The 24,155-nt window shown below is 56.0% G+C and carries 20 protein-coding genes; 8 read left to right on the top strand and 12 right to left on the bottom strand.

Annotated elements, in window-relative coordinates; genetic code table 11:
• Positions 1 to 127: 127 nt before the first annotated feature.
• Together HCH_RS00605 and HCH_RS00600 are read left to right on the top strand one after the other, a co-directional pair.
• A complete protein-coding gene (locus HCH_RS00605) occupies positions 128 to 856 on the top strand; it encodes a pyridoxine 5'-phosphate synthase (RefSeq protein WP_011394127.1) in 729 nt (242 codons plus the stop codon).
• A gap of 19 nt (positions 857 to 875) precedes the next feature.
• Positions 876 to 1,436: an RNA 2'-phosphotransferase gene (locus HCH_RS00600; protein ID WP_011394126.1), complete on the top strand. Its 561-nt coding sequence runs from the start codon at positions 876 to 878 to the stop codon at positions 1,434 to 1,436.
• Here the strand turns inward: HCH_RS00600 and HCH_RS00595 are convergent.
• The gene (locus tag HCH_RS00595; protein WP_011394125.1) at positions 1,433 to 2,173 is read right to left on the bottom strand and encodes a DUF6901 family protein; all 741 of its coding nucleotides are present in this window, start codon (positions 2,171 to 2,173) and stop codon (positions 1,433 to 1,435) included. The two genes, HCH_RS00600 and HCH_RS00595, sit on opposite strands and share 4 nt — an antisense overlap.
• A gap of 136 nt (positions 2,174 to 2,309) precedes the next feature.
• On the opposite strand from HCH_RS00595, the gene HCH_RS00590 reads away from it, so the two are divergent.
• On the top strand, positions 2,310 to 2,933 hold the full coding sequence (locus tag HCH_RS00590; RefSeq protein WP_011394124.1) for a LysE family translocator: 624 nt from the start codon (positions 2,310 to 2,312) through the stop codon (positions 2,931 to 2,933).
• A gap of 39 nt (positions 2,934 to 2,972) precedes the next feature.
• Entirely contained in the window at positions 2,973 to 3,764 is a 792-nt protein-coding gene (locus HCH_RS00585) for an SDR family oxidoreductase (protein WP_011394123.1), read from the top strand.
• Between the two features lie 20 nt (positions 3,765 to 3,784).
• On the opposite strand, the gene HCH_RS00580 is transcribed toward HCH_RS00585, so the two are convergent.
• The 4 genes from HCH_RS00580 to HCH_RS00565 form a co-directional block, all read right to left on the bottom strand.
• Positions 3,785 to 4,477 carry a DUF2461 domain-containing protein gene (locus HCH_RS00580; RefSeq protein WP_011394122.1) on the bottom strand — a complete coding sequence of 231 codons (693 nt, stop codon included), beginning with the start codon at positions 4,475 to 4,477 and terminating at the stop codon, positions 3,785 to 3,787.
• Positions 4,478 to 4,654: 177 nt separating this feature from the next.
• Positions 4,655 to 6,274, bottom strand: a complete 1,620-nt coding sequence (locus HCH_RS00575; protein WP_011394121.1) for an endonuclease — start codon at positions 6,272 to 6,274, stop codon at positions 4,655 to 4,657.
• A gap of 274 nt (positions 6,275 to 6,548) precedes the next feature.
• Entirely contained in the window at positions 6,549 to 7,508 is a 960-nt protein-coding gene (locus HCH_RS00570) for a fatty acid desaturase family protein (RefSeq protein WP_041598335.1), read from the bottom strand.
• Between the two features lie 179 nt (positions 7,509 to 7,687).
• Complete coding sequence (locus tag HCH_RS00565; RefSeq protein ID WP_011394118.1) at positions 7,688 to 9,604, bottom strand: PhoX family protein; 1,917 nt, start codon at positions 9,602 to 9,604, stop codon at positions 7,688 to 7,690.
• A gap of 180 nt (positions 9,605 to 9,784) precedes the next feature.
• Between HCH_RS00565 and HCH_RS00560 the strand changes: the two genes are divergently transcribed.
• The gene (locus HCH_RS00560; RefSeq protein ID WP_011394117.1) at positions 9,785 to 10,645 is read left to right on the top strand and encodes a dienelactone hydrolase family protein; all 861 of its coding nucleotides are present in this window, start codon (positions 9,785 to 9,787) and stop codon (positions 10,643 to 10,645) included.
• A gap of 3 nt (positions 10,646 to 10,648) precedes the next feature.
• On the opposite strand, the gene HCH_RS00555 is transcribed toward HCH_RS00560, so the two are convergent.
• The 3 genes from HCH_RS00555 to HCH_RS00545 form a co-directional block, all read right to left on the bottom strand.
• Entirely contained in the window at positions 10,649 to 13,888 is a 3,240-nt protein-coding gene (locus HCH_RS00555) for a DUF2339 domain-containing protein (protein WP_011394116.1), read from the bottom strand.
• Between the two features lie 236 nt (positions 13,889 to 14,124).
• Positions 14,125 to 15,129 (bottom strand): serine/threonine protein kinase, encoded by a 1,005-nt coding sequence (locus tag HCH_RS00550; protein WP_011394115.1) that lies wholly within the window; start codon positions 15,127 to 15,129, stop codon positions 14,125 to 14,127.
• 93 nt (positions 15,130 to 15,222) lie between these two features.
• Positions 15,223 to 15,975 (bottom strand): DUF1566 domain-containing protein, encoded by a 753-nt coding sequence (locus HCH_RS00545; RefSeq protein WP_011394114.1) that lies wholly within the window; start codon positions 15,973 to 15,975, stop codon positions 15,223 to 15,225.
• 286 nt (positions 15,976 to 16,261) lie between these two features.
• On the opposite strand from HCH_RS00545, the gene HCH_RS00540 reads away from it, so the two are divergent.
• On the top strand, positions 16,262 to 17,626 hold the full coding sequence (locus tag HCH_RS00540) for a substrate-binding domain-containing protein (RefSeq protein ID WP_238384951.1): 1,365 nt from the start codon (positions 16,262 to 16,264) through the stop codon (positions 17,624 to 17,626).
• A gap of 57 nt (positions 17,627 to 17,683) precedes the next feature.
• On the opposite strand, the gene HCH_RS00535 is transcribed toward HCH_RS00540, so the two are convergent.
• The 4 genes from HCH_RS00535 to HCH_RS00520 form a co-directional block, all read right to left on the bottom strand.
• Entirely contained in the window at positions 17,684 to 19,117 is a 1,434-nt protein-coding gene (locus HCH_RS00535) for a serine/threonine-protein kinase (protein WP_083769686.1), read from the bottom strand.
• 350 nt (positions 19,118 to 19,467) lie between these two features.
• A complete protein-coding gene (locus tag HCH_RS00530) occupies positions 19,468 to 20,352 on the bottom strand; it encodes a Tll0287-like domain-containing protein (protein ID WP_011394111.1) in 885 nt (294 codons plus the stop codon).
• A gap of 100 nt (positions 20,353 to 20,452) precedes the next feature.
• The gene (locus HCH_RS00525; RefSeq protein WP_041598334.1) at positions 20,453 to 21,466 is read right to left on the bottom strand and encodes a hypothetical protein; all 1,014 of its coding nucleotides are present in this window, start codon (positions 21,464 to 21,466) and stop codon (positions 20,453 to 20,455) included.
• A 320-nt stretch (positions 21,467 to 21,786) separates the two neighbouring features.
• Positions 21,787 to 22,557 carry a glutathione S-transferase N-terminal domain-containing protein gene (locus HCH_RS00520; protein WP_011394109.1) on the bottom strand — a complete coding sequence of 257 codons (771 nt, stop codon included), beginning with the start codon at positions 22,555 to 22,557 and terminating at the stop codon, positions 21,787 to 21,789.
• 196 nt (positions 22,558 to 22,753) lie between these two features.
• Between HCH_RS00520 and HCH_RS00515 the strand changes: the two genes are divergently transcribed.
• Both HCH_RS00515 and HCH_RS00510 read left to right on the top strand, forming a co-directional pair.
• The gene (locus HCH_RS00515; protein WP_011394108.1) at positions 22,754 to 23,296 is read left to right on the top strand and encodes a glutathione peroxidase; all 543 of its coding nucleotides are present in this window, start codon (positions 22,754 to 22,756) and stop codon (positions 23,294 to 23,296) included.
• 135 nt (positions 23,297 to 23,431) lie between these two features.
• Positions 23,432 to 24,109, top strand: a complete 678-nt coding sequence (locus HCH_RS00510) for an SIR2 family NAD-dependent protein deacylase (protein ID WP_011394107.1) — start codon at positions 23,432 to 23,434, stop codon at positions 24,107 to 24,109.
• Positions 24,110 to 24,155: the final 46 nt, after the last annotated feature.

Raw genomic sequence — 24,155 nt, 5'->3', positions numbered from 1 at the left:
AGCATAATAAGCACTTACAAACTTCTGGGGAAAACCCTTGGCTGCGCGGCGTCGCAGTGGGTTTGTCCGCTGCGGGGTGCTATGATCCTGCAACATCGCGTGACAGTTTTATAAGGACCCAGCAGATATGAAGACCGTTCTGAGCGTAAACCTCAACAAGATCGCCCTGATCCGCAATTCGAGAGGGCGCGATTATCCCAGCGTGAAGGCGTTCGGACGCCGCGCGTTGCAGGCGGGCGCCGGTGGGGTCACCATTCACCCGCGTCCTGATCAGCGTCACGCCCGTTACAGCGACATCGCCGACCTGAGCGAGCTGGTGAAGGAGTTCGCCGACGCCGAGCTGAACATCGAAGGTTACCCGGAAGAAGAGCTGATCGAGCAGGTGCTGCGTTACAAGCCTCATCAATTCACGCTGGTGCCGGACAAGCCCGACCAGATCACTTCCGATCACGGCTGGGATTTAAACCAGGACGGCGAATTCGTCACCGATATCGTACGTAAAGTACAGGCCGCCGGCGTACGCGTCAGTCTGTTTATGGACCCCGATGAAGCCCAGATCAAACTGGCCCAGGAAACCGGCGCCAAGCGCATCGAACTGTACACGGAAGAATACGCCCACGCTTATGGAGCCCCGCAATTCGACGCCATCGCCGCCAAGTATCTGGCCTGCGCTCGCTACGCCGTGTCTCTGGGCCTGACAGTGAACGCCGGACACGATCTTAACCTGGAGAATCTGGCGCCGCTGGTGGCGGAAGGCACGATCGCGGAAGTGTCCATCGGCCATGCGTTAACAGTGGAGGCGTTGGAAATGGGCTTTGATCAGGTGATTCAAAAATACGTCGAGATTCTTTCCTAACTCCGCAGGTCTGGCGTCCATGGATAAGAAGCTGAAATCAAAAAGCAAGTTTCTCAGCCTGGTGCTGCGTCATCAGCCGGAACTGATCCAGCTTCCTCTGGACGCCAACGGCTGGGCCGATATCGAGGTGTTACTGGCGGGCGCCGCCCGTCAGGGCGTGAATATCAGTTTGCAGGACGTGCTGGAGATCGTCGCCACCAATGACAAACAGCGCTTCGCCCTGTCCGGGGACAAACGTCGCATTCGCGCCAGCCAGGGACATTCTATTGACGTGGACCTGCAATTGACGCCGGTGACGCCGCCGGATGAGCTGTATCACGGCTCCGCCACGCGATTCACGGACGCCATCCTCGCTACAGGCTTACAACCCGGTCAACGTCGCCATGTCCACTTGAGCGCGGATGTGGAGACCGCCCATAAGGTGGGAAGCCGACATGGCAAGCCTGTGATCTTCCGCATCGACGCCAAAGCGTTAACCCTGGCGGGACACGCTTTCTATCTCTCCGCCAATCAGGTATGGCTTACCGACGCCGTACCGCCACAGTATCTCAGCCTGCTGGACACATCGCCGCAGGGCTAGTCCTGTTCTTTATCCGCCTGCTCCAATACCCTGTCGAACAGCTCCGACATGTAGGGATCGAACCAGTCGCGTATATCTTCCAGATTGTCTTCGATAATGATGGGAATCACGGTGCTGAACAGATCCAACAAAATGACCGCGTTTACAGAAGAGTCCGCTTCCGACGCAGTGCGCAGTCGCTTGGAGATGCACAAATTGAGTTGATGCAGATTACGATAAATGGTCTTCAGCCCACGCAGAGTCAAATCGATATCCCGACCTTCCGCCGCCCGGAAATACTGCGCCAGCAGGTACATGCCGGCGGCGCGGAACACAGTGTCCTGCTCCGTCGCCATCGGCAGATGCAGGCGCGCCATAGGACGGAAAAAATCCAGGTGCGGACAGCCGCTGGTGGACATCAGCAACCCTATCAACGCGCTCAACGCTTTTTGCGCCGAGGTATGCTGGCAGATTTTCTTGTCCCCAATCGCCACCTCAAGATCTACCTGCTCGTAAGACATAATATCCTGGCAGCGCTGCACCACCTCCACTAGGCTTAAAGCCGCCGGGCAGTGAGGATGGTACATGGAGTCGAGTGGACAATGAGGGCATTTATGACAATCCAGTTGTGTCCACTCTGGAAAGTCTTTTATATTTCGATCAAGAACTTCTACATTGTTCTCATCGAGCGTGATTTCAAAATTTTCGCTGCGCGACTTATCGAGCTTGAACCGATATCCGATTTTAATTGGTTCCATTTCCGGCCGCCTTTAATTGCCGTCAGACCCTCTCAGTATAGTTGCCCTGCGTGGGGTGAGCTGGACAACGGCGCGGAAAAAACGAAGCAATCACAGATAAACGCTGGCGCGCCATAGACAACAAGGAGAATAAAGCATGACGGAGTACCTGATATTCCTGGCCATTGTCGCCACCGCTATCGCCAGTCCCGGACCCGCCGTATTTCTGGCGGTGAAGAATGGGGCCAAGTATGGTCTTAAAGGCGCCAGCGTCAGCATCGCCGGCAACGTCACCGCCGTTTTGCTGCTGGCGGCGGTCTCCGCACTGGGCTTAGGCTCCGCGATTCTGGCGTCCGCTACTTTGTTCACTATCATCAAAGTGCTGGGCGGGCTTTATCTGATTTATCTCGGCGTCAAAGCCTGGCGCAGCAAGGGCGCGCTTCCCATTGACGCGGACGGCGAGGTTTCCACGCTGGCTTACAGCCGTTGGGAACTGTACCGGGAAGGCTTTCTGACCGGCATCAGCAACCCCAAGGCCATCGCCTTTTTCACCGCCTTGTTTCCCCAGTTCATTGACGTATCCAAACCCTTTCTTCAACAGTTCCCGCCTTTGGCGCTGACTTTCGCAGTGTGTTCATTTGGTTTCCTGTCTTTTTACGCCGCCTTGTCCACCCGCCTGCGCGCCTATTTGCGCAAAGAGAAAATCATGAACCGCTTTAACAAAGTCACCGGCGGCGTATTCATCAGTTTCGGTCTGGTGATGGCCGGCTCCAGCCGCTGACGCCAGCCAGTCCCTATCACTTCAAAGAGGTAAGCGACGATGGAATTTGGATTGCAGGATAAGACCGTCATGGTGGCCGCCGCCAGCTCCGGCCTGGGCTTCGCGATCGCCATTGAATGCGCGCGTCAGGGCGCCCGTTTATCCATTATGAGCCGATCCCAGGAAGGCATTGACGCAGCGGCGGAAAAAATCCGCGCCGCCACAGGAGCCAAGGTGCTGGCGATGTCCGTGGACGCCAGGGACGCCTCCGCCATCAGCGCCTGGGCGCAACGAACCGTCGATGAGTTGGGAGTCCCTCAGGGGCTGGTGGTGAACGCCGGCGGACCTCCAGCGGGACAATTTGACGATTTTGACGACGCCGCCTGGATCGGGGCTTTCGAACTCACCTTAATGAGCAGCGTACGCATGGTGCGCGCGGTATTGCCCGCCATGCGCGGACAGGGGAAAGGCAGCATTCTCAGCATCACCTCTTCCTCAGTGAAAGAACCCATCGACATGCTGTTGCTGTCCAACGTCATGCGCTCTGGGGTGACCAGCCTGATGAAGAGTCTGTCGCGGAGCCTGGCAAGCGAAGGTATTCGCGTCAATAATCTGATTCCCGGGCGCATCGACACGCCTCGGGTTCAGTCTCTGGACGCCACCGCAGCAGCGAAAAAAGGCGTATCGGTTGAGCAACAGCGCGACGCCTCCGCATCCAGCATCCCCCTGGGTCGATACGGCAGCCCGGAGGAATTCGCCAATGCGGCGGTATTTCTGTTGTCCGACGCCGCCAGCTACATCACCGGGGCGTCATTGGTGGTGGATGGGGGAACCATGAAGACGCTGTTCTAGCGTCTATCTCGAAGCCGCGGTTAGAACTGTACGTTCATCGCGCCGCACAAAAACGCCACCAAAGGTCCCGCCGCCGCAAAGCCGGCGGCGACCTGTTTATGGAAATCTTTATCCATGGCCGCGTCCAAAGGACATTGCGTCATGGCGAAGAAACTCTTGCGCTTGATGTCGTCAATATGAGGCGTGTCCGCGTCGAAGCCTTTCGGCGGTCGCGTGAGCCCATCTCCGGTTACGCCGCCATGCGCCTTCTTCAGTTTCTTATCCGCCAACACCTTCTCCCAGGCGCTTGGCTTATCGCGAATACGCTCACGAATCTTCAACAGCTCTTGCGACTCCGGCATCCAGATACCGCCGCCGAAGAAGATTTCATCCGTCGCCAGATGCACATAAAAGCCAGGCGTATGCACGTTCTTATATTGTTGATGCCGGAATTGCGCGGCGGCGTGGGTTTTGTAAGGCGTCTTGTCCTTGGAGAAACGGGTGTCCCGGTAGATGCGAAAGATTGAGCCGCCGTTCAAGCGCGGGTCCGCCACAAAATAAGGAGAGACTTTCATCAGCTCCGGCGCCATGGCCTCAATAAAGCGCACCAGCGGCTGCTGCACGTCCTGTTTGAAGCGCGCTTTGTTCTCTTCAAACCATTCCTTGTTGTTATTTGCCTGCAATTGCTGGAAAAATTCAAAAAACGCTGGGGAAAATCCAGAAAATTCCGCCATGATAACGCCGCCTCCCCCTTCGCGAGTGCTCGCCTGAATTCGAAGTACAAAAGCATAAACCCACGTTTATAACAGGAAAGTTCCCGCTTCGACTATGACGAATATAGCGAATAGATAAACCGCCGCGATCCCCACGACCGCGGCGCGCCTTTGCGCTTTTAATAAACGCGATGAGCGCTACTGGCAAGAAGCCGCGTAGATTTCCTGCGCCCATCCCGGATTATCAATAAACGGATTGCGATTACCCTGGCGTTCATAAATACGCTGGTTGCGACGTTTCTCCCAGGCGTCCACCGGGTCCTGGTTATGCCATTGCAACAGCTGGCATAGCTTGCCCAGTTTGGGATCGTTGGTCCCGGTGCCGGAATAGTTGACGAGCTGCAGATTCGGGGTGCCGCTGTCATCGCCGCCTTCATAGCGCACATCCATGTAGAAAATCATGCGCGCCACATCGCCTTTCACCGCATTTCTGGGTTCAAAGCTGTCAGCGTCCGTCTTGTTCTCCGGAGCCTCGCTGATCGGACTTCCGCCCAGATCGAAGTCTTTATTGCCGCGATCGCCATTGATAGAAACATCCGCCGGACGCAGGTGATGGATGTCGGTGTGGGCATGCTGACTACTACTGCTGAAGCCATGACTCTTGGGCCATACATGTTCCCGATTCCAGGCGTCGCCGGAATTGGACTGTCCGGCGTTATCGTCTTTGTCGATAGAGCGGCCGGAATACAACAACATCACATTCCCGCTGTCGTCAGGGTCTTCATCCGTGTACTTGAGGGCGTCCCAAACCTGGGAGTAACTCATTGCCGCATGGTCACGCAAAATGCCATTGAGCGCTGATTTCAGCGCCGCCCCGGTTTTCCCCATCGCGGAAGAGTAATAGCCGTCAACGTCGTCGTATCCATCATCGCCTCCGCTGTCGACGCTGTAGCTCATACGCAGGCTGAGCCCGCTGTAATCGCTATAGCCGCTCACCATGACGTGATAATCCCCCGCTGCCGGGCCTTTAAATTCGCAGGTTTCGTTGTTGCCTCCCGCATAGGGGCGACAGTCGTAGACAGAGGAAGTGGGCGCCGCGCCGAAACGCACGAATAAGTCCGCATCGCCTTTGCCGTCGTACTGCTCGAACTTAAGGCTGACCGCGCCGGCGGGAACCTCGCCGACATAGAACGTCTGCGAGCCTGCTGCGCCCGCCAGTCCTGTCTTGGCGACGCCGTTGACGAGGGCGCCTGTGGTCGGCGAGTCGTCGCCGGGTCCCTGGTCAGACCCGCCGCAGCCGGCGTCAAGATCGCCCACGCCCGGCGCGCCCGCCGTCGCGGCGACGATCCAGTCCTGCTGGGTGTCCGTGTCGTCGCTGGCGAAGCGCATCAGAGACACATTTTGCGCATTCAAATACCACTGGGACACCGCCCCTTCCCAGGCCACCATGTCCACTTCCTGAGTCCCTTTCATCAGCTTGACGAAATCACCGGAGTTACCGAGACTTAAGGACATTCCTGAAAGCGTCGGGTTGGCCCCGAACAGACCTTGGAATCCAGCCGTGTTCTTCGCCACGCTGACATAAGAACCCGCGCCGATCACACCGCTCAATGGATAAGCGCCGCCGTTGTCCTGCAAACTGTAGTCCGCCAGACTCACGCTCTGGCAGGACGGATTGAAAATTTCCACCCACTCTTGCGACGCGTCGTTATCAGGCGCGTCGTACAACACTTCACTGATCAACAATTCCCCATGAGAAGACGGGCAGATCATTTGCCCCATCGCCCCCAGCAGGATCATCCATAGGTTCTTATTCATTTAACTGGCTCCAGGTTAGTAATGCCGGGCGTACAACTGGAATACCCTACGTGGCCGCTATGACAGCTTATGGTTATTTTTGTGACGATATTGATAGCCGGTTTCTGGTCAGCAAAGAATAGGCCGTACAGGTGAAATGGTAGACGTTATATGGACTAAGACCGCTACAACAGGGAGTTACGAGCGGATTACGCGCACGCAAAAAGCGCGCAGGAATGCGCAAAGTCAGAAAAACAAAAAAGGCAGAAAAGACGGATATGAAGGTAAGAAAGATTTAGGCGGAAGCGGCTTTACGGATGATCTCTGGATAGCCGACAACCAAGGCTGCGGGCTTATCCTGATAGAAGCCGCGGTCGCGCAGCATCTGATGCATGCGCGGCAGGTTATAACCGGGGACAGTGGGCAAAGCATGATGCTCGCAGTGATAGTTCACATAATGTGGCGCAAACAAGAGACGCTCCCACCAGCGCGCCAGCGTGGTGCGCGTGGTGTCGCGCACGTCATCGGAGGATAACGCCGGCATAGCCCCATGTTCGGCGACCTGGCGCACGCGGATGATAAAGGGGTACGTGAAGATATAGGCGACCCACCACAACAGATAGACTTCCCAGTGGCCCAACGCCACACACAGACCCAGGAAACCGCCGTGCATCAGCAACAGATGGCTGAAGTTACGCAGCGTGGTGCGACGCACTTCCGCCTTATCGACCTGCCGGGTCTGCACCCCCATGGACACTGCGTTGCCGGGTCTGCCGGTATTCACATACAGCAGCAGCGCCAACGCATTCTTCAGCCCGGACTGCCCGGTGAAGTCACGAAAAACCTTACGTCGCATACTGGTTTTACTGACCGGATAGCTGCGGATATTGCCCACGTCCGGATCTTCGTCCGCGCCGGTCTTAACGTGATGAATAAAGTGATATTTGCGATAGAAAGGCAACGGAACCAGCACCGGAACGCCAGCCAGCCAGTGTCCCAGCTGATCGTTCAGCCATTGGCTACGGAACCAGGAGCGATGGGAACAGTCATGCAATAAAATCCCCAACGCCAGCTGCCGATTGGCGAGCACGACGAGCGCCAGAATCAGAGTGAAAACATTAGGATAGAGAGCAAAAAGCGCGCTCACACCGACGATCAGCCCCCAAGTAGTCACGAAGCCTATCATGCCCCGAAAATTGGAGCCCTGTCTTAATTCTTGTTGTTCTTGTTTGGAGAGATAGCTGTCGAGTTTCATAGCTGTCATCTAAAGTGTGAACGCAAATTCATACTATTAAGATCGCCAGCGTCGGAGAATGGCGTAATCTTCCAAACCATTGGCGAAAACGCTCAATAAACATTCACGCATAAAAAAAACCGGCGCTGTTTCCAGCACCGGTTTTCTCGTTACCTTCAGATTATGCGATCGATAATGCGTCAGCTACCGATGCGGCCGCCGCCGGTCTTATTGATCGCCACTACGGAAGGACGCGGCGGCAGGTCGTTGCGGAAATCCGGCCAGCGCGTGGTGGGTTGATCATAAGTACCTTCTTCGCCGGGATGCTGCACCGAGCAGAAGAAAGACTGATTGTCCGGGGTGAAGAACGGCCCGCACAGCTCCGCCTGCAACGGCGTGCGCAGGAAATGTTTGGTCAACGCACGCGCTTCGCCGGATACCGCACAGGCCCAGACGCCATCGGCGACGCCGTCTTTGTAGGCGCCGTCGGTCGCGATCCAGAGGTTGCCGTGATTGTCGAAGGCGCAGTTGTCCGGGTCGGCGAACCAGCCGTTGGCGGAAATATCCGGGTGATATTTAGCGCCTTCCGTCTGCGGATTGCCGGCGATAATGAACATATCCCACATAAAGCGATCCGCTGTGTGGTCGCCATCCGGCGGCGTCATTTCGATAATATGGCCGGACTGGTTTTTGGCGCGAGGGTTGGCGGCGTTGGTGTCGCCTTCCTTACGCTTGCTGTTGTTAGTCAGCATCACAAACACTGAACCGGTTTGTGGGTTCACTTCCACATCTTCAGGGCGATCCATGCGGGTGGCGCCGAGCAGATCCGCCGCCTTACGCACGTCAATCATGACATCGCCCTGATTACGGAAGCCGTTGGCCGCCGTCAGCGGGCCCTGGCCGAATACCAGCGGACGCCAGGTCACCAGACCGCCGTCCGTGAACTCCGCCACGTACAGCGTTCCTTCCTCCAGCAGGCGCATATTGGCGGCGCGGTTGCTGGGATCGTATTTGTTCTTGCTCACAAACTTGTAGACATACTCGAAGCGTTGATCGTCGCCGGTGTAGGCCACCACGCGGTTGTCCTTGTTCACATAGACATTACAGCCTTCATGCTTGCAACGACCCAGGGCAGTGCGCTTTTGCGGCCTGGATTCGGGATCAAACGGGTCGATCTCCACGATCCAGCCCACATGCAGCGGTTCGTTGGGGCTTTTCGCCAGGTTCCAGCGGTCATAGTAATTGGCCCAGGCGTATTCATGTTCGCCGGATAAGCCAAAGCGCCTGTAGTTTTCCGCTTCTTTGGTCTTGGTCGGATCGCCTTTGAAGTAGTTCTGCACATTTTCTTCAGCGGTCAATACCGTACCCCAGGGCGTGACGCCGCCGGCGCAGTTGCCGTAGGTGCCCAGGGTTCTTACTCCATCCTGGGAAATCGCGGTGCGCAAGCGGTCGCTGCCGGCGGCCGGGCCGGTCATGCGCATTTCCGTTACCGGCGTGATGCGACGGTTGTATTTTGAGCCTTGCACAACCGCCCACTTGCCGTCGGTTTTCTTGATTTCGATGATGCTGAGACCGTGCGCCATCATGTCGATATCCGCCTGCGCCTTGCTCATCTGGTCCGTTTTCGGCGAACCTGGGAACATCAGCTCAGAGATAGTGTATTCGTGGTTCACAGCCAGCAGACCGTGATCTGAATTGTCGGAGCCCAACGGTAAAGACAGAAAGCCGACAAAATCGTTGTTGTAACCGAACTGTTTGGATTGCGCTTGCGCGCTCTGGTTATGGGGATCAAACGCCGGCGCATCCGCTAACACTTTATCGCCCCAGCTGATCAGGACGTCGTGCTCATAACCGGGCGCCACATGGAATGTTTCATCCTGGCCGTGAGGCAACTCCGTGAAAGTCAGCTCTCCCTTGTCCGAGCCAGCCATGATTGCGCTGCAGCCGGTCAGTGAAACGCCGGAGGCCGCCGCGCCCGCAGCGAAACCGCGCAGTACGCTGCGACGGGAAGTCCGCGCCTGCAGGATGTCAAAGAAGCTCCGGCCCTGCTCAGGACTGGAGGGAATGTCATCAGAGTCTTTGATTTCCCAACCATATTGAGGATGTTGTACAGTCATTTTTTAAACCTTAACAGCGTTGATCCGACAGCTCTTTTACTGCAAGTAAATGACAGTTTCGTGAACTGAGCGGTTACGGCTAAAGATTTTCGTTAGTTAAGCAGTACCCAAAAACAAGAATGCGCCTGCGCGGCGACAAGCCGCTGATCAATAGCGGATCAACAAGAGAAGGAGCTTTCCATGGAACAAAAGTACATCCAGCTTTACGACGAATACACGCACTCCACCATGAGTCGCAGAACCTTCATTGAGCGCCTGACCAGACTTGCTGGCGGGACCACGGCGGCCATGGCCCTTCTCCCACTACTGGAAAACAACTACGCACGGGCGGAAACCATCGCTAAGGACGACTCCCGTTTATCCAGCGATTATGTGGAGTATCCCGGCGGCGAGAGCGTCATCCGCGCTTATCTCGCCAAACCCAAAGACACATCCGCACCGCTGCCTGGCGTAGTGATCATTCATGAGAATAAAGGACTGCATCCACACATTGAAGACGTGGCGAGACGCGCGGCGCTGGCGGGCTTCATCGCCCTTGCTCCGGATGGGTTGTCCCCTCTGGGAGGCACGCCGGGCGATCAGGACAAAGCCCGCGGCATGATTGCGCAATTGGACGGCGACAAGGCTCGCCGCGACTTTGAGGCGGCGGTCTCCTACGTCAAAAAACGCGAGGACTGCAATGGCAAGGTAGGCTGCGTTGGTTTCTGTTGGGGCGGCGCCATGGCCAATCAGTTGGCGGCTCACTCTCAGGATCTCAGCGCCGCCGTGGCCTTTTACGGCAGGCAGGCAAGCGCTGCTGACGCAGCCAGGATCAAAGTCCCGCTACAACTCCACTATGCGGGTTTGGATGACCGTATTAACCAGGGCATTCCCGACTACCGTGAAGCCCTGGACGCCGCTGGCGCGCGCTATGAACTGCACATGTACGAAGGCGTCAATCACGCCTTTCACAATGACGCCAACGCCTCCCGTTATGACGCGAAAGCCGCTCAGTTAGCCTGGGAGCGCACCATCGCCTTCCTTAAACAAGCCTTGGCCTGACGCTTACTCCACACCACTTTCCGCTTCCGACGAGGGCGCTTTCTCAGCGCCCTCCCGGGGCGGGACCGGCGCGAAGTAACCCACCAGCAACAACACCACGCCAACACTGATAAAGGCCACAATACGGGCCACGGTGCCCGTACCGGAGAGGTCGAAAAGAAACAGTTTGGCCACCACCGCCACCATCAGTCCGCCGCCGATCATCCATACAGAGCGATGCGCCCTGCGCGCGCCGACCAGCATGCACAGCATGCCCGCAATGCTCCACAGCAGACTCATGCCGCTCTGCACCACAATGGACGACACCATATCGTCGAAGCGATAAGGTATCGCCAGACTAAAATGAAATGCGCGAAACAGGGCTGCGTTGAGCCACAGGAAGCAAAACGCCGCCACCACGCCATATGAAGCGACTCGTTGCTTAAGCGCATCCAGCGCGCCATGGCGGCGCACCTCCGTCCACAGCACCCACAAAGCCAGTAGGTTCACCAGATCAAGCGGGTTCAACAGCGCCAGCCCCTTGTTCGCCGGCGCAACCATGTTACTCCACAACATCCACAATCCAACGCTCGCCATTATTGCGCGTGGAAGCCACTGCAGCAGCTCGTTCGGATAGCGCCTAAAGGGCCAGACCGAGGACATGCCGCGCCGCAGAGCCAGCAACGCCAGAGCGGGAACCAATCCCCATATCGCCTGCCCGGCCATGGTTTCAGGATCATATTCGCCGGTGATTTCAAAATGAATCTGCCAAGTGATTGCGAAAATCAGAGCTAAGAGCATTACGCAGTGAAACAGACCTACTGGCGCGCGTACGCGATCCTGTATCAGGCGCAGATATCCGAAATGCGCCGCCCACGCCACTGGGAACGCTAACCAGCCGGCGTTGGCGTATAACGCCCGGTATTCCAGCACATAAATGAACAAAACAAGTAATATCGCCGGAGCCAGCAATAACGCGGGGTAAGCCGCTGTCGCCCATTGCAAGCGCAGGTATGAAAGCGCAAAGACGCCGATGAAGAACGTGTAGAACAGTAAAAACGCCGACGCCTCCATCGCTGACGGATACTGCTCCGCAGCTTCGACCCCGCCGGCCAAAGAGCCTAACGCCACCGCCACGCCCAGCACCAGCGCGTTGACCATTTCCGCCGGCGCAAAATACCGGCTTTGCTCGCCGCGCCAGGCGAATATCCCCGCTCCTAAGGCATACGACACCAACGTCATGGACGCCAGGAAATCTGCGTTCAGCCACGCGATAGCGCGGGCGTCTACCTGATAGTGCATAAACAGGTGGATCACCCCGATCACAAAACTCGCCATCGCCAACCAGGGCAAGTGCGGCGAGCGCCATCTTCCCGCAAAGAACTGACAGGCCGCCGCGGTCAGCACAGTGAACAGACTGCCGGCTATCGGCAGGTGCGTATCTGCAATGTGTCGATGAATCTCAAACAGACCGCCCGCCATCCACCATGCATAGGCCCACAAAGACAGAATAATCGGAGCCCACTGCACTTCCTGACGCAACAGGCGATCCTGATAACGCATCGCGATGCGGGCGGCGAGCCCACCTGCGATGGCCACCAGCAAAGTTCCAATAAAGTCCGCATTCAACACAAACCATTGCGGTTCCTGGGATGGCGGCTCAGTGAGATACATCCCGCCGCCGAAGAGCATCAACCCCAGTCCGGAAAAGCGCGGCAGCAGCCGCTGTTGGCGCGCGCCCACCCAAAACAGGGCGACGCCTTCCACCGCCCACAGCGCAGAAGTAACGCGGCCGTCAAAGGCGAGAGGAATCGCCAGAGTGAGAAACGCCACCGTCAACGCCAGATAGCATTCGTACAACAAGCGCATCTGGGGACGTGCGCGCACCAGCAAGCTCAGGGTCAGATAGAAAACGCCAACGCCTGCGCTGCTCCAGGCCATGGCGTATTGCGTGTCTTTAACCATCAACGATTGCAGGGCGATAAAGACCGTAGGCGTCCCGAACACCAGGGTGCCATCCACCAGGCCCTTCAAGTTGGGAGGTTGACGCAAGGCGAACAGCAGGGCGATCAAGCTATACATCACCGCAAAGGCGATCAGGAAGGGTTCAGTAGAATGGAAGAACATGGGGGTGTAATACTGCGCGCCCCAGATCATGCCGATGCCGAAAGTGAAAACAAACCCCAACCAGTTCAGCGTGCGCCAGGACTTAAACCAGGCGATGGCGGTAACGCCCAGATTGAGAAGCAAATAGTAAGTAAACAACTCCACATGCGAGCCCTGCCCGGTAGAGGCGAGAATGGGCGCAGCGAAGCCGCCGATGACGCTCACCGCCGCCAGCGCATGGGCGTTCTGCAAAACGGCGATCAATATGCCGCAACACACCACCGCCACCATCAATGAGAAGCTGGTCAGTGAAGACAGCAAACCATGCAGGCGGAATGCGGCGAAGATAATGATGTACAAAAGGCCAATCGCGCCGCCCTGCATAATGAGGCCATAGCTTTGATTTTTACGGCGTAAACGCCAGCCGATAGCGAACATGGCGGCGGCGCCCGCCGCCACACCCAGGTAACGTAGCTCTAGGGGAATAACGACTTTTTGCGACGCGTACTTCAATAAAAACGCCACGCCGAAAAACAGGATAATCACGCCCACTCGCACCACAATATTGCCGCCGGTGAAGTAATTGGTCACCCAAGCCATTACTTTGTCGGCAATATTGGGAGCTGGCGGTTCAGCTGACGCGGCGCGTAGGGAGTCGGGCTGAACAACCTTAGCCGGCGGCGCTTGCGTAATAGCGGGTTCTTCCAGGGACGGCTCTGTCTCAGGCATTGTCGATGTGGTGTCGGACGTTTGCCCCATCTCGGCTGCCTGCGCTGAAGGCGGCTCCAGATCCAACTGCAGGTCGCTGATATCAAGAGAAGCGTCCTCCACCTTCTCCCTAACCTCGTCAACCTCACCCAACACCGTCACGCTTTCCGTCACAGTTGTCGAGGTTGTCGCCATAGGCTGCGGTGACGGCGCTATTTCCATGTTTGAGGCAAGAGGGAGATCCACCGTTGGCGGCGGTGCGGCGACAGGCTCAGAACGCGCTTTTTCAAATGCGCTGACTTTTTTCTCCAGCTTTTGAACTTTGATCTGCAGGCGATGAAAGCTGGCCGCCAAAGCGCCCAACGCAGCGCCCATCAGCGCGCCGCCAAAGGACTGCAAAGCGGCTCCGCCGACCACCGCGCCGACTACCAGAAGAATAAGAATGTCCATGCTGACCACGCACCTTGAATAGTTTTACGACCAAAGCTGAATCACCGATGTGAACTCACCGCCGGCACATCGCATCTACGCAGGAAATTATTAACGGTAGAACTGATTTCAGCCATCTCTCAACATGTAAGAGCTTTGTGCAAAGCGGAAGCTGCAACTGGGAAGTGTTGGAATCCGCCATGTAAGGTATCGGTTTTCAATACCTACATGGCGATACAATCTCATTGAATCGCGTTTTAGCGAACTTGGTAGGAAGGGAGTCGCAAAGGCTCTTCGTTTAACGCCGCAAGTTGCTCACGTAACTCCAGGATGTGATCCCCCCAGTAACGGGCGGAGTTGAACCAGGGGAAATTGCGCGGAAACGCGGGATCGCTCCAACGGCTGGCCAGCCATGCGCAATAGTTCAACATGCGTAACGTCCGCAACGCTTCAACCAGTCTCAGTTCAGAAGGGCGGAAATCATAGAATTCGTTATAACCCTCGACGATCTCCACCAACTGCGCAGTGCGGTTGGGACGGTCGCCGGAGAGCAACATCCAAAGGTCCTGTATGGCCGGAGCCATGCGGGTATCGTCAAAGTCGACAAAATGCGCCGCATCATCGCGCCACAGAATGTTGCCTACGTGACAATCGCCATGAGTGCGGATATAAACATAGTCGCCGCCGTCACCGATGATTTCTTCCAGCGCCTGTAATAGATCGCGCGTCAATGAGTCATAGGAAGCGCGTAACTCACTGGGGACGAATTGTTCCCTGACCAACGCTACCGCGTCGCGGCCAAAGCTTTGCGTATCGATGCGCGGGCGGTGCTGAAAGGGCTTGACCGCTCCCACCGCATGAATACGGGCCAGCAGGCGGCCCAGCGTCAGCAGGCTGTCGAAGTTATCCAGTTCCGGCGCGTGGCCGCCTTTGCGAGGGAACAGAGAGAAGTGGAATTCGCCAGCTTGCGGCAGCGTTTCCCCATCATTCATTCTTAGCGGCGCCACCACGGGCAGCTCCGCCTCGACCAGTTCGTAGCAGAACTCATGTTCTTCGAGGATTTGCTCCCGACTCCAGCGATTCGGCCGGTAAAATTTAGCGATCAAGGGATCGGCGCCTTCTATGCCGACCTGATAGACGCGGTTTTCGTAGCTATTGAGAGCGAAAATACGTCCATCGCACAAATAGCCCTGGCTCTCGACGGCGTCCATGATAAATTCGGGGGTTAAAGCATCGAAGGGATGTGTGTTCGGCGCAGTCATGTTGAGATCCTGTATCCAAGTGCGCCCAACATAGCAGATCTGAGCCGGTTCAGCGATAGTGAACCTTACCCACATAGAAACGCGATAACGTCCTTAGCGAACAGGTCCTGAGGTTAACCGAAGGTGATGGGCCAGACGCTTTTCAGCGATGTAGGGGAAGCCATTGTTAAAGTCCACGGACCAAGCCAGCGTCCTCGCCTTTTCCACTTCCGTCGAGGTCCAGTAATTGCCGGAGATCGTGTTGGGGAAGAAGTCCGTATCGATATCCGGATAATAACGGGTGGGGTGCTCCAAAGTACGCAGCTCCGCCGCCTCAGGCAGACGCCAGTCGGAAGCGCCGCACAGACCTAATTCACGTACTTCCCGCACATACGCTGCCGTATCGCACTCAGAATACAGACACAGGCCACGGTTATAGACGCTGCCTCCCGGCGGTGGCGCGTCCGGCTCCGCATCAGCCGGCAGGTCGCCTTCCCGCGCCCACGAGTAGGTGTGCTCCGCATCCTGCAAACCGCCGTCAACCCGCTTCACTTCCCACAACAGTCCAGTGCTGCGATCGAGTACGCAGGACCAATCCCCCGCCTCCGGCGCCAACTCTACGCCGCCGGCGTCAATTTTAACGAATCGGGGGCCTTCCTCCATGCTGACAAGAGGCTGATCCCGCTCTCCTGAGCCGCTTACACTATTGGGTAGTTCCGGACTGCCCTGATCAAGCGCTAACGTCTCTTCCTGCACGGATGCTTCAGGCGTATTGAAGATATACAACAACGCGGCGATCAACGCCGCCATCAGCAGAATCGCACATAGCACTTCCAGGAATGTGGCCCAGGCAACGGATCGACGCATAGCAGGCTCAACTCGTTATCAGAAAGCGGAAGATTCGGCTCTGAGGATAGCCTCTATCCAAATTATTATGGACTCTCAGGAAAACAACGCCTCTTATCTATCATATTTTATTCATTTAGCGAGGCTATGCTTTTTCACGCACTCGTGCCGAAGCTGAAACAATGAGGCTTTCAACCTGGAACCTTTTGTTACAGTTCTGTCATATTTCTGTCATAAATACTTAATAGCATCAACGCTCATTTCCAACCTGACACACTATTCTTTTCAAATGAGAGATATAAAAATTGTGCGCGCACGTCGGTTCACTGCTTTCATAAGCCTGGCGCTTATCTTCGCCAGCCTGCGTGTCTATGCGTTAACCCCATTCAGTCAGGAAGACATTCCCACAAAAGGATATTTATTCGAGGTTCATGGCTCCAACACCATTGGCGCCGCCTTGGCCCCAGCCCTGGTGAAGCGCTACTTGGAAGAACGCGGAGCGCAGAACGTCACGGTGAAAAGCGCTGGCAAAGAAAATGAAGCCGTCGTCAGCGGAACCGTGCAAGGCCAACCCATCGCCGTCAAAGTCGCCGCTCATGGCTCCAGCACCGGTTATAAAGCATTAAAATCCGGAGAGGCGGGTGTCTGGGCGTCATCACGTCCCGTCAAAGACTCCGAAGCGAAGGAGCATCAGAAACGCGCAGACCTGAAAGCGCTGGAATCGGAACATGTCATCGCCGTTGACGGCCTGGCCATTCTGGCGCATCCGCGCAATCCGGTGAAATCGCTTACCACCACTCAGGTGGCGGAGCTGTTTTCCGGCAAAATCAGCAATTGGAAGCAGGTCGGCGGCCCAGACATGGCGGTTACCGTTTACGCCCGTGACGAAAGTTCAGGCACCTGGGATACCTTCTCCAACCTGGTGCTCGGTGACGACTACAAGCTGGTGAAAGCCGCCAGGCGCTATGAATCCAATGATCAGCTATCCGATGACGTCAGCAAAGACCGCGGCGCTATTGGTTTCAGCGGCTTTGCTTCAGTACGCAGCAGCAAAGCCCTGGCGGTCGCTGAGGCGAACGGCCCCGCCATCGCTCCCGACCAGCTCAGCCTGGCTACGGAAGATTACCCCCTGGCGCGTCGCTTGTTCTTTTACACCAGTGGTCGTCCGGATAAGTCCGCCATTGACGGGTTCATCCACTTCACTCACTCCGCGACGGGTCAGGATATTGTCGCGAACAGCGGCTTTGTTTCTCAAAACATTATGGAAGTCGCCCCCAAGCTGGATAACAGCGTTCCAGAGTCTTTCCGCCAGTTAACCCGTAATTACAACCGGTTGACGGTTAACTTCCGTTTCGCCGCGGGACGCAGCAAGCTCGATAACAAGGCCCACCGCGATCTGGAGCGTTTACTGGAGTATTTGCGTGAAAGCAGTCGCTCGCCAACGGATCTGATGCTGATTGGTTTCGCAGATAAAAGCGGGGATGAGCTGCGCGCGCAAATGGTGTCTGAACTCCGCGCTACCGCAGTCAGTCGTGCGTTGAAAGAGCGCGGTGCAGAGGTTAAGGCCGTTACCGGCTACGGCCAATACAAGACTGTGGGCGCCACCGGCGGCGAACATGGCGCGAGCCGTAATGGACGGGTGGAAGTCTGGGTGCGTAAAGACGCGAAATAACAATCGATCGCCGCTGGCTCACTAGCGGCGATGCTGTCTTTTTAGATAGGGTCCGCGTTAGATGGATTTACGCGCCTTGGAGATAAACTGGGTGCGTTCCGATTCGTCTGGAATGCTGTTAGCCAAATCCTTGAACAACGTCTCCATATCCGATGAGCTTTTCACCGACTTACGCACCAGCCGAGAAGCCAGCGGGCCAACATGATGAGCCAGCAACTGGGTCAGCTTCTGCAATGTTTCTCCGCTCAGCGTCAGCGGACCAGCTTGTCCGGGCCTGATGGACGAGCGCGAACCAATGGTGGTGATGCGCGACGCGCCGCTACCGGTGGTTTCGCTGGGCATAGAGCGAATCCCGGTGCGATTCAACGTATTGAGGAAATTACGTCGCTCGACTTCATTGGGAATATGGCGAGATAGTTTCTCAATCATCTCCTGTAATGTCGTAGAGGATGCGGCGGCGTTGCGGATCATATGGTGCGCAACCGGCCCCAGAAACGGCGCCAGCGTCTGACTCAGGATCAGAGAAACTTCCGGCGACAACGCGATCTGGGAGCTTGAAGACGAACTGTATGTAGAAGGTTGATCCGACTGACGGCCGGCGAAAGTGACCTTGCTTTGGATCACCGTAGCGGCGAGATCGTTGAGATCCGGCACGTACACCTGATTAGGCGCCAGCAGCGTCTTCAGCGCGATAGCGAATTCCTGCCCGGTTTCATAACGATCACTTGGATCTGCGGTCAACGCTTTCGCCAACAAGCTGGAGAAAGCGCGATCCAATTGCACCGGCAGCGTGGGACTGTCGGCGATGAACTGCAGGATTTCTTTTTCCGTCCAGGGCAAGCCGCCCTTTTGCGGACGTTTGCCGGCGATCAATTCAAGCAATACGATGCCAGCGGAAAACAAGTCGCTGCGCCCATCCACTCTGTCGCCGCGCAACGCTTCAGGGGACATGTAACTGGGTGTGCCGATCACGTCGCCGACGTTGGTCAGCTCTGAAGTATCCAGTTTAGCGACGCCGAAATCCGTCACTTTCACATGGCCGGACTCCAGCAAAAGAATGTTGGCGGGTTTAACGTCGCGGTGCACCACCCCTTTCAGATGCGCGTAGTCCAGGGCTTCCAGCACCTGAATCACCAAATCGCCGATCTGACGCACGGAAAGCTGCATGTTTTCCCGCAGGAAAGAACGCAGGTCGATGCCGTCGACGAACTCCATCACCATATAAGGCGAGTTCTTGAAAACGCCAAAATCGAAGACAGTAACAATATTGGTGTGCAGACAGCGGGCCGCCGCCTGGGCTTCCTGACGGAAACGGGCAAGCAGGCCTCCGTCGGACTGATCCACCATCAGGTGGGCGTGTAGCATTTTGATAGCGACCGGGCGATCAATATCCGGGTCATGACCTTTGTACACCACGCCCATTGCGCCCTGGCCGATGGTGGACTCAACGCTATATTTTCCGATTACGTCAAATGGTGGTTTCGTCGACATAGTTCTTACGTACTGAGCAAAGCAAACCGCCGCGCCGCTGGTGAGCGGGCGCCGACAGCCGTCTTCCGTGTAACATCCGATTTAACCCGCCTGCGCACAGAGCAGTGCGGCGTATCCCCAAAAGTCCTTCAGTATAGGTAAGCTTACTCTACGCTTACTCGAACCATACAAACCAATTCGTTGATTTTTGTAAGCTTGAGAAGAGGTCCCGGACTTGACTTACAATGCGGCCAATATAGCGCGAACCTTCACGTCATCGCCATAGCGGCCACTTAAAAGGTTGTAATCAACCCACGCCCGACACAGTCGTCGGGCGCGCTGGCGTCTCACCTGAATTGACTGCTTTATGTTCAAGGCTCGCCAGTTTCGTCCAACAATCTGACAGCGTTAGCCAAACTGCGGTGCATACGGTTAAAGGACTGCGTCAGAGAAGAAATCTCATCGTTGCCTTTCACCGGCATTTCTTCCGCTTCCAAAGCGCCCAGGCTGACCTCGTTGGCTTTATCCGACAGTTTCTTAACCGGGCGGATAACCACGAAATCCAGCATAACGTTGAGCAGCACCGCAATCACCAGGAACACGCCCACCAGCAAGCCAATGAACAGTTTGAAGGTTTCGTCCGCCCGTTGCAGCGGCAGCGACATGGGCACCGACACGATCTGGGCGCCGACCACTTCATCCTGTTTCCAGCCGAAACCGTTGGAGCTGCCGTACATGTCGATCATGGTCTGCGGCGCCGCGCTGGGAGTGCTGTGACAAGCCAGACACTTCGGGTCGGTGATCTTGATCGGGCGGCTCATGTACAGTGAAGGGCCTGTCGGCGTTTCCCGAGTGCCGACCAGTTCCGGCGCGTCATCGTTGTTGCGGAAATGGTTAATAATGTCCGCCTCCCAATCCGAAGCGCGGTCCGCGGGATTGGTTGGGTTCAATGTGGCTTCCCGGTAGCTGTATTCAGGATATTCCTTCTGCAGTTTGCCGATATAACGGTGCGCCGCGTAAGCTGGCACGGTCTGCGGCAAAAACTGACGCTTTTGCTGCAACGCCAGCAGCGGGCGTACTTCGTCAACGGTATAGCCGCGAACGGCGAACGCGCTCTGCATCATGATCCGGGCGCTGTCGAGCACCTCTTCCCGCGCGTTTTTCTGCAATAGCTCATACACCAGGAAAGCCGCCAGGGCGATGCCGGCGCAAGAAGCCAAACCTAATACAAGGTTAAATTTAAGTCTTAAGGTCATCCCCGAAACATCCTTCAGCTATGATTTACTTTATTGTCAGGCCGGGCGGTCGTTGCAATTACCTTTGACGCCGCCGCTCATCCCGTATCTGGTCGGCGTGTTACAGGTTTTTGCAGTTAAGAAAAACCGGTATCGCCTGCTTCAATACCGTCGCTGGTATCACCGCCTGCTGGGTTTGGGTTTGCGGCCAGCTGGGCCAAAAACCTATTTTAACCGTCAGTTTGCTGGCGTTTTGCAGCGCGCGGGTATGGTCTCCTTTTATCCGCGCGTTTGTTTCCTGAAACACTTCATTAAAGTCCAGAACGGTCTGTTCAGCTAATTGCAGGCCAACGCCAGGATAGGTGAGATCGACATTCGATCGGGTGTATACATTGACCTCTTTGGCCAATACCTCAATCCATACGCTGGAGTTTTCATAGCCGTCGAATATCGGATGGCGTTCAGAACGTAACCGGCATACGCCGATGTGCGCGCTGTCCCAATCCTTCTCCAGCATCCAGCCGCCAAAATCATAGGGCAACATGCTGCCGGTAATCTGTAGTCCTGATGTATCTTTTGGTTGCGACAGCATAGCGGTCTCAACGACGGGTTTTGTCTCTGCGCTGGCTTCTACTGTCTCTTTTTTCGCTGACTCTTTCTTTGCGTTTTCTTTAGCCGCCACCGATTTGGTCTGAGTCTTTTCCGGTTCTTTCTTTTTCACGGAGGACCCGTTTGAAGAGCTGGAAGTTTTCTTGCTCGCGGTTTTTTCCTTTACGGGCTTTTTAGCGGCGGAGGTCGCGGTTTTCTGTTTAGCGGTCGATGTGGTTTTCTGCGCAGCATTATTGGCGCTGGTTTGATCAGCGTCGCTGGCGCTTTCCATCGTGACGGAACCCGTTGCCGGCGTCGCGTCCGTCATAGCGGGCGTCGTTGCCGTCGCCACGTCTTGCGACGTTGTCGCATGGGTCGTTTCAGAGGTAGAGGAGGTGGCGTACTGCTTGTCTTCCGTCTTGGAGCCGGAGTCCGTTGAGGGTTTAATTGAGGACATGTTACAGCCGCTGAGAGCAACCGCTCCCGCCAGCAGCAGATTACGCGGAATAGAGAAGCACAAGTCCTTCGCAGACAACTTAGTTTTCATTTCTAGCCTTAGCACATTCATCCAGATAGTTGTTCGAGATTCCATAATTGGCGCATCCGACCGCGATAAGCGGCGCAGGCCGAGCTGCTAATCATGGCAATTGCCCGCGTTGGCTTCAATGCCTATTTTATATAGTCATGAGAGTTTGTTGCGAAACGCCCTCCTCATTTCGCCCACTCCCAAATGAAAGGACTCTCCCTTATAGAACACGCGGCGCACGTTCCACTAGGTTACAGGGACGTGCGATAGGTCACGGAGCGACAGTATAACGCGGTGGGAATGTTAATGCTTTCAAGTAATTATCAGCACAAACCGCAGGTTCAAGCCGCATAGGCGGCGTTCAAATACTTAAGAATTTCCGCGGATTCAAACAGTCCCGCGCCTTCGCTGCGATTCGGGTCAACCAGAAACGGCGCCTGTACACGCCCATGCTCCTTGAGAAAAGCGTCCCTTTTGCTTCCCGGCAAAGGTTTATATTCACCAAAATGCAGCCGTCGCACAGCTGGCCCCATATCCGCCAGCTGCTGCTTGCTCAGATTGATCAGTAGATAGGGTATTTCCAGTTCGCATAAGCGTTCACGAACCAGTCGCGAGTATGGACTGGATTCAAAACTATACAGCGCCAGCGGTTTTTTCGGCGTATTGGACGGCGCCGCCTTCAGGCCTTTCCCTCTTCGCACCATAGTCGCCAGCCTGGAGCCAGTCAGATTGATGAAGGACTCCCTTAGCGCCGCAGGCGGCTCTTTAGCGCGATATTGACGAAACAGGTAAGTGACGATGTCCTGTGCGCCCGTAACTTTTTCTTCCGTATTCGGATCGTACAGAAATGGGACCGCCCCGCCACCGGAAAGTTCCTGTAAACGCTGACGGTGTCTGACGCCCCCTTGTGGAACCGGATAAATCATGGCGTCAAGATTCAACTCCGTCAGCGCTTCCCGCACCAGGCGACAATGCGCACAGCCTTCGCGATCAAAAAGTTCCGGCGCTTTGTCAGGTTGCGCCGTTTTCCGGCTCCCCATGGTCCCTCGCCAACGTCGCAGAGTGGAAGCAAGAGTAGAGCCCAGCACATCAAAATTATGAGAGTTGAACATGACTAACGCCTCGTAATGACCAAAGGTCAGTTATTCTATGCCCGCTTTTTTCACAGGATCAAGTGGCTCTCGCAATCTCTATGAAGATATGCGCCGTAGAGATTAAACGCAGCGGAGTGGCGCTTGTCGCCGGAATAGACTTTCCACGACTCCTTGTCGCACAATCATTCAGTACTGACTAACAAGGAAAACGGTCATGCCCAAAATATTAAAACCCACGCTATTGAGTCTTCTACTTTGCCAGAGCGCCTCAACGTTGGCGGGATGTCCCGCCTTACTGGACGGCGAGGTCAAAAAGCTGCATACCAGCCAGACCATCAATTTATGTGAGCGCTTCGTCGGCAAGCCGCTGGTGATCGTCAATACCGCCAGCTATTGCGGCTTCACGCCTCAGTTCAAAGGTTTGGAGGCGATGTATAAGCGTTATCAGGAGAAAGGTCTGGAAGTGATCGGTATGCCTTCCGACGACTTCAACCAAGAAGACGATGACGCAGAAAAAACCGCCGAAGTGTGCTTCGTCAATTACGGCGTGACTTTCACCATGACAGACGCCCATCCCGTCAAAGGACCCAACGCGCATCCCTTGTTCCGAAACCTGGCGGAGCAAACCGGGCAACCTCCGCAATGGAACTTTCACAAATATGTGGTAGACAAAGAAGGTCGCGTCGTCGCCGCATTTCCCAGTCGCACCACACCGGAAGATGCGGACTTCATCGCCGCCGTGGAAAGCGTTCTCTAAAGCTGAGCCGTCCATGCTTTACCCCTGCGCCGCAGCGGGCTATGTTTAGCCGTATTGGGCCGCTTACCTTACGCGGCCCTGTTCAGGCCGGTTCCGCCGGCGAACGCACAGCTATATATAATCTGAGGAAAGTTCGTGGCTCATATCGTCGTGCTCAGCGGCGCTGGCATAAGCGCCGAAAGCGGCCTGCCTACGTTTCGGGACGTGGGCGGACTATGGAAACAATACAGCGTACATGATCTGGCGTCTCCCGGCGGCTGGGAACGCAACCCGCAATTAGTGCTGGAGTTCTACAACACCCGCCGCCAGCAGGCCCGGGAAGCCCAGCCCAATGCTGCGCACACGGCGCTCGCTGCGCTGGAGTCGCAACATCGCGTCACCATCATCACGCAAAACATCGACGACCTGCACGAACGCGCGGGGTCCAGCAACGTGGTGCATCTGCACGGTGAAATCATGAAGGCGCGCAGCAGCGTGGATGAATCCTACCTGGTCGAAATGAATGACCAGGATATCGCCCTGGGCGACCTCTGCCCCCAAGGCAAACAAATGCGCCCTCATGTGGTCTGGTTCGGAGAAATGGTTCCTATGCTGGAATCCGCTGCGGATATTGTCGCCACGGCGGACGTTCTGTTAGTGGTGGGTACTTCCCTGCAGGTCTATCCCGCCGCGGGATTGGTTGACTGCGCGCGGCCCAATTGTCCAATAACGGTAATTGATCCCGGCGAGGATGTGAAAGTCAAAGGCGCCACGATTATCCGTAAAACCGCCTGCGCCGGCGTACCTGAATGGATCGCATCCCTTAAGCTATGATGTTTCAGGGGAAAACAGACACAAGTCAAAGTCTCTTCCCTGACTG

This window comes from Hahella chejuensis KCTC 2396, assembly GCF_000012985.1.
GTDB lineage: Bacteria > Pseudomonadota > Gammaproteobacteria > Pseudomonadales > Oleiphilaceae > Hahella > Hahella chejuensis.
This window is presented reverse-complemented; position numbering and strand designations above follow the sequence as displayed.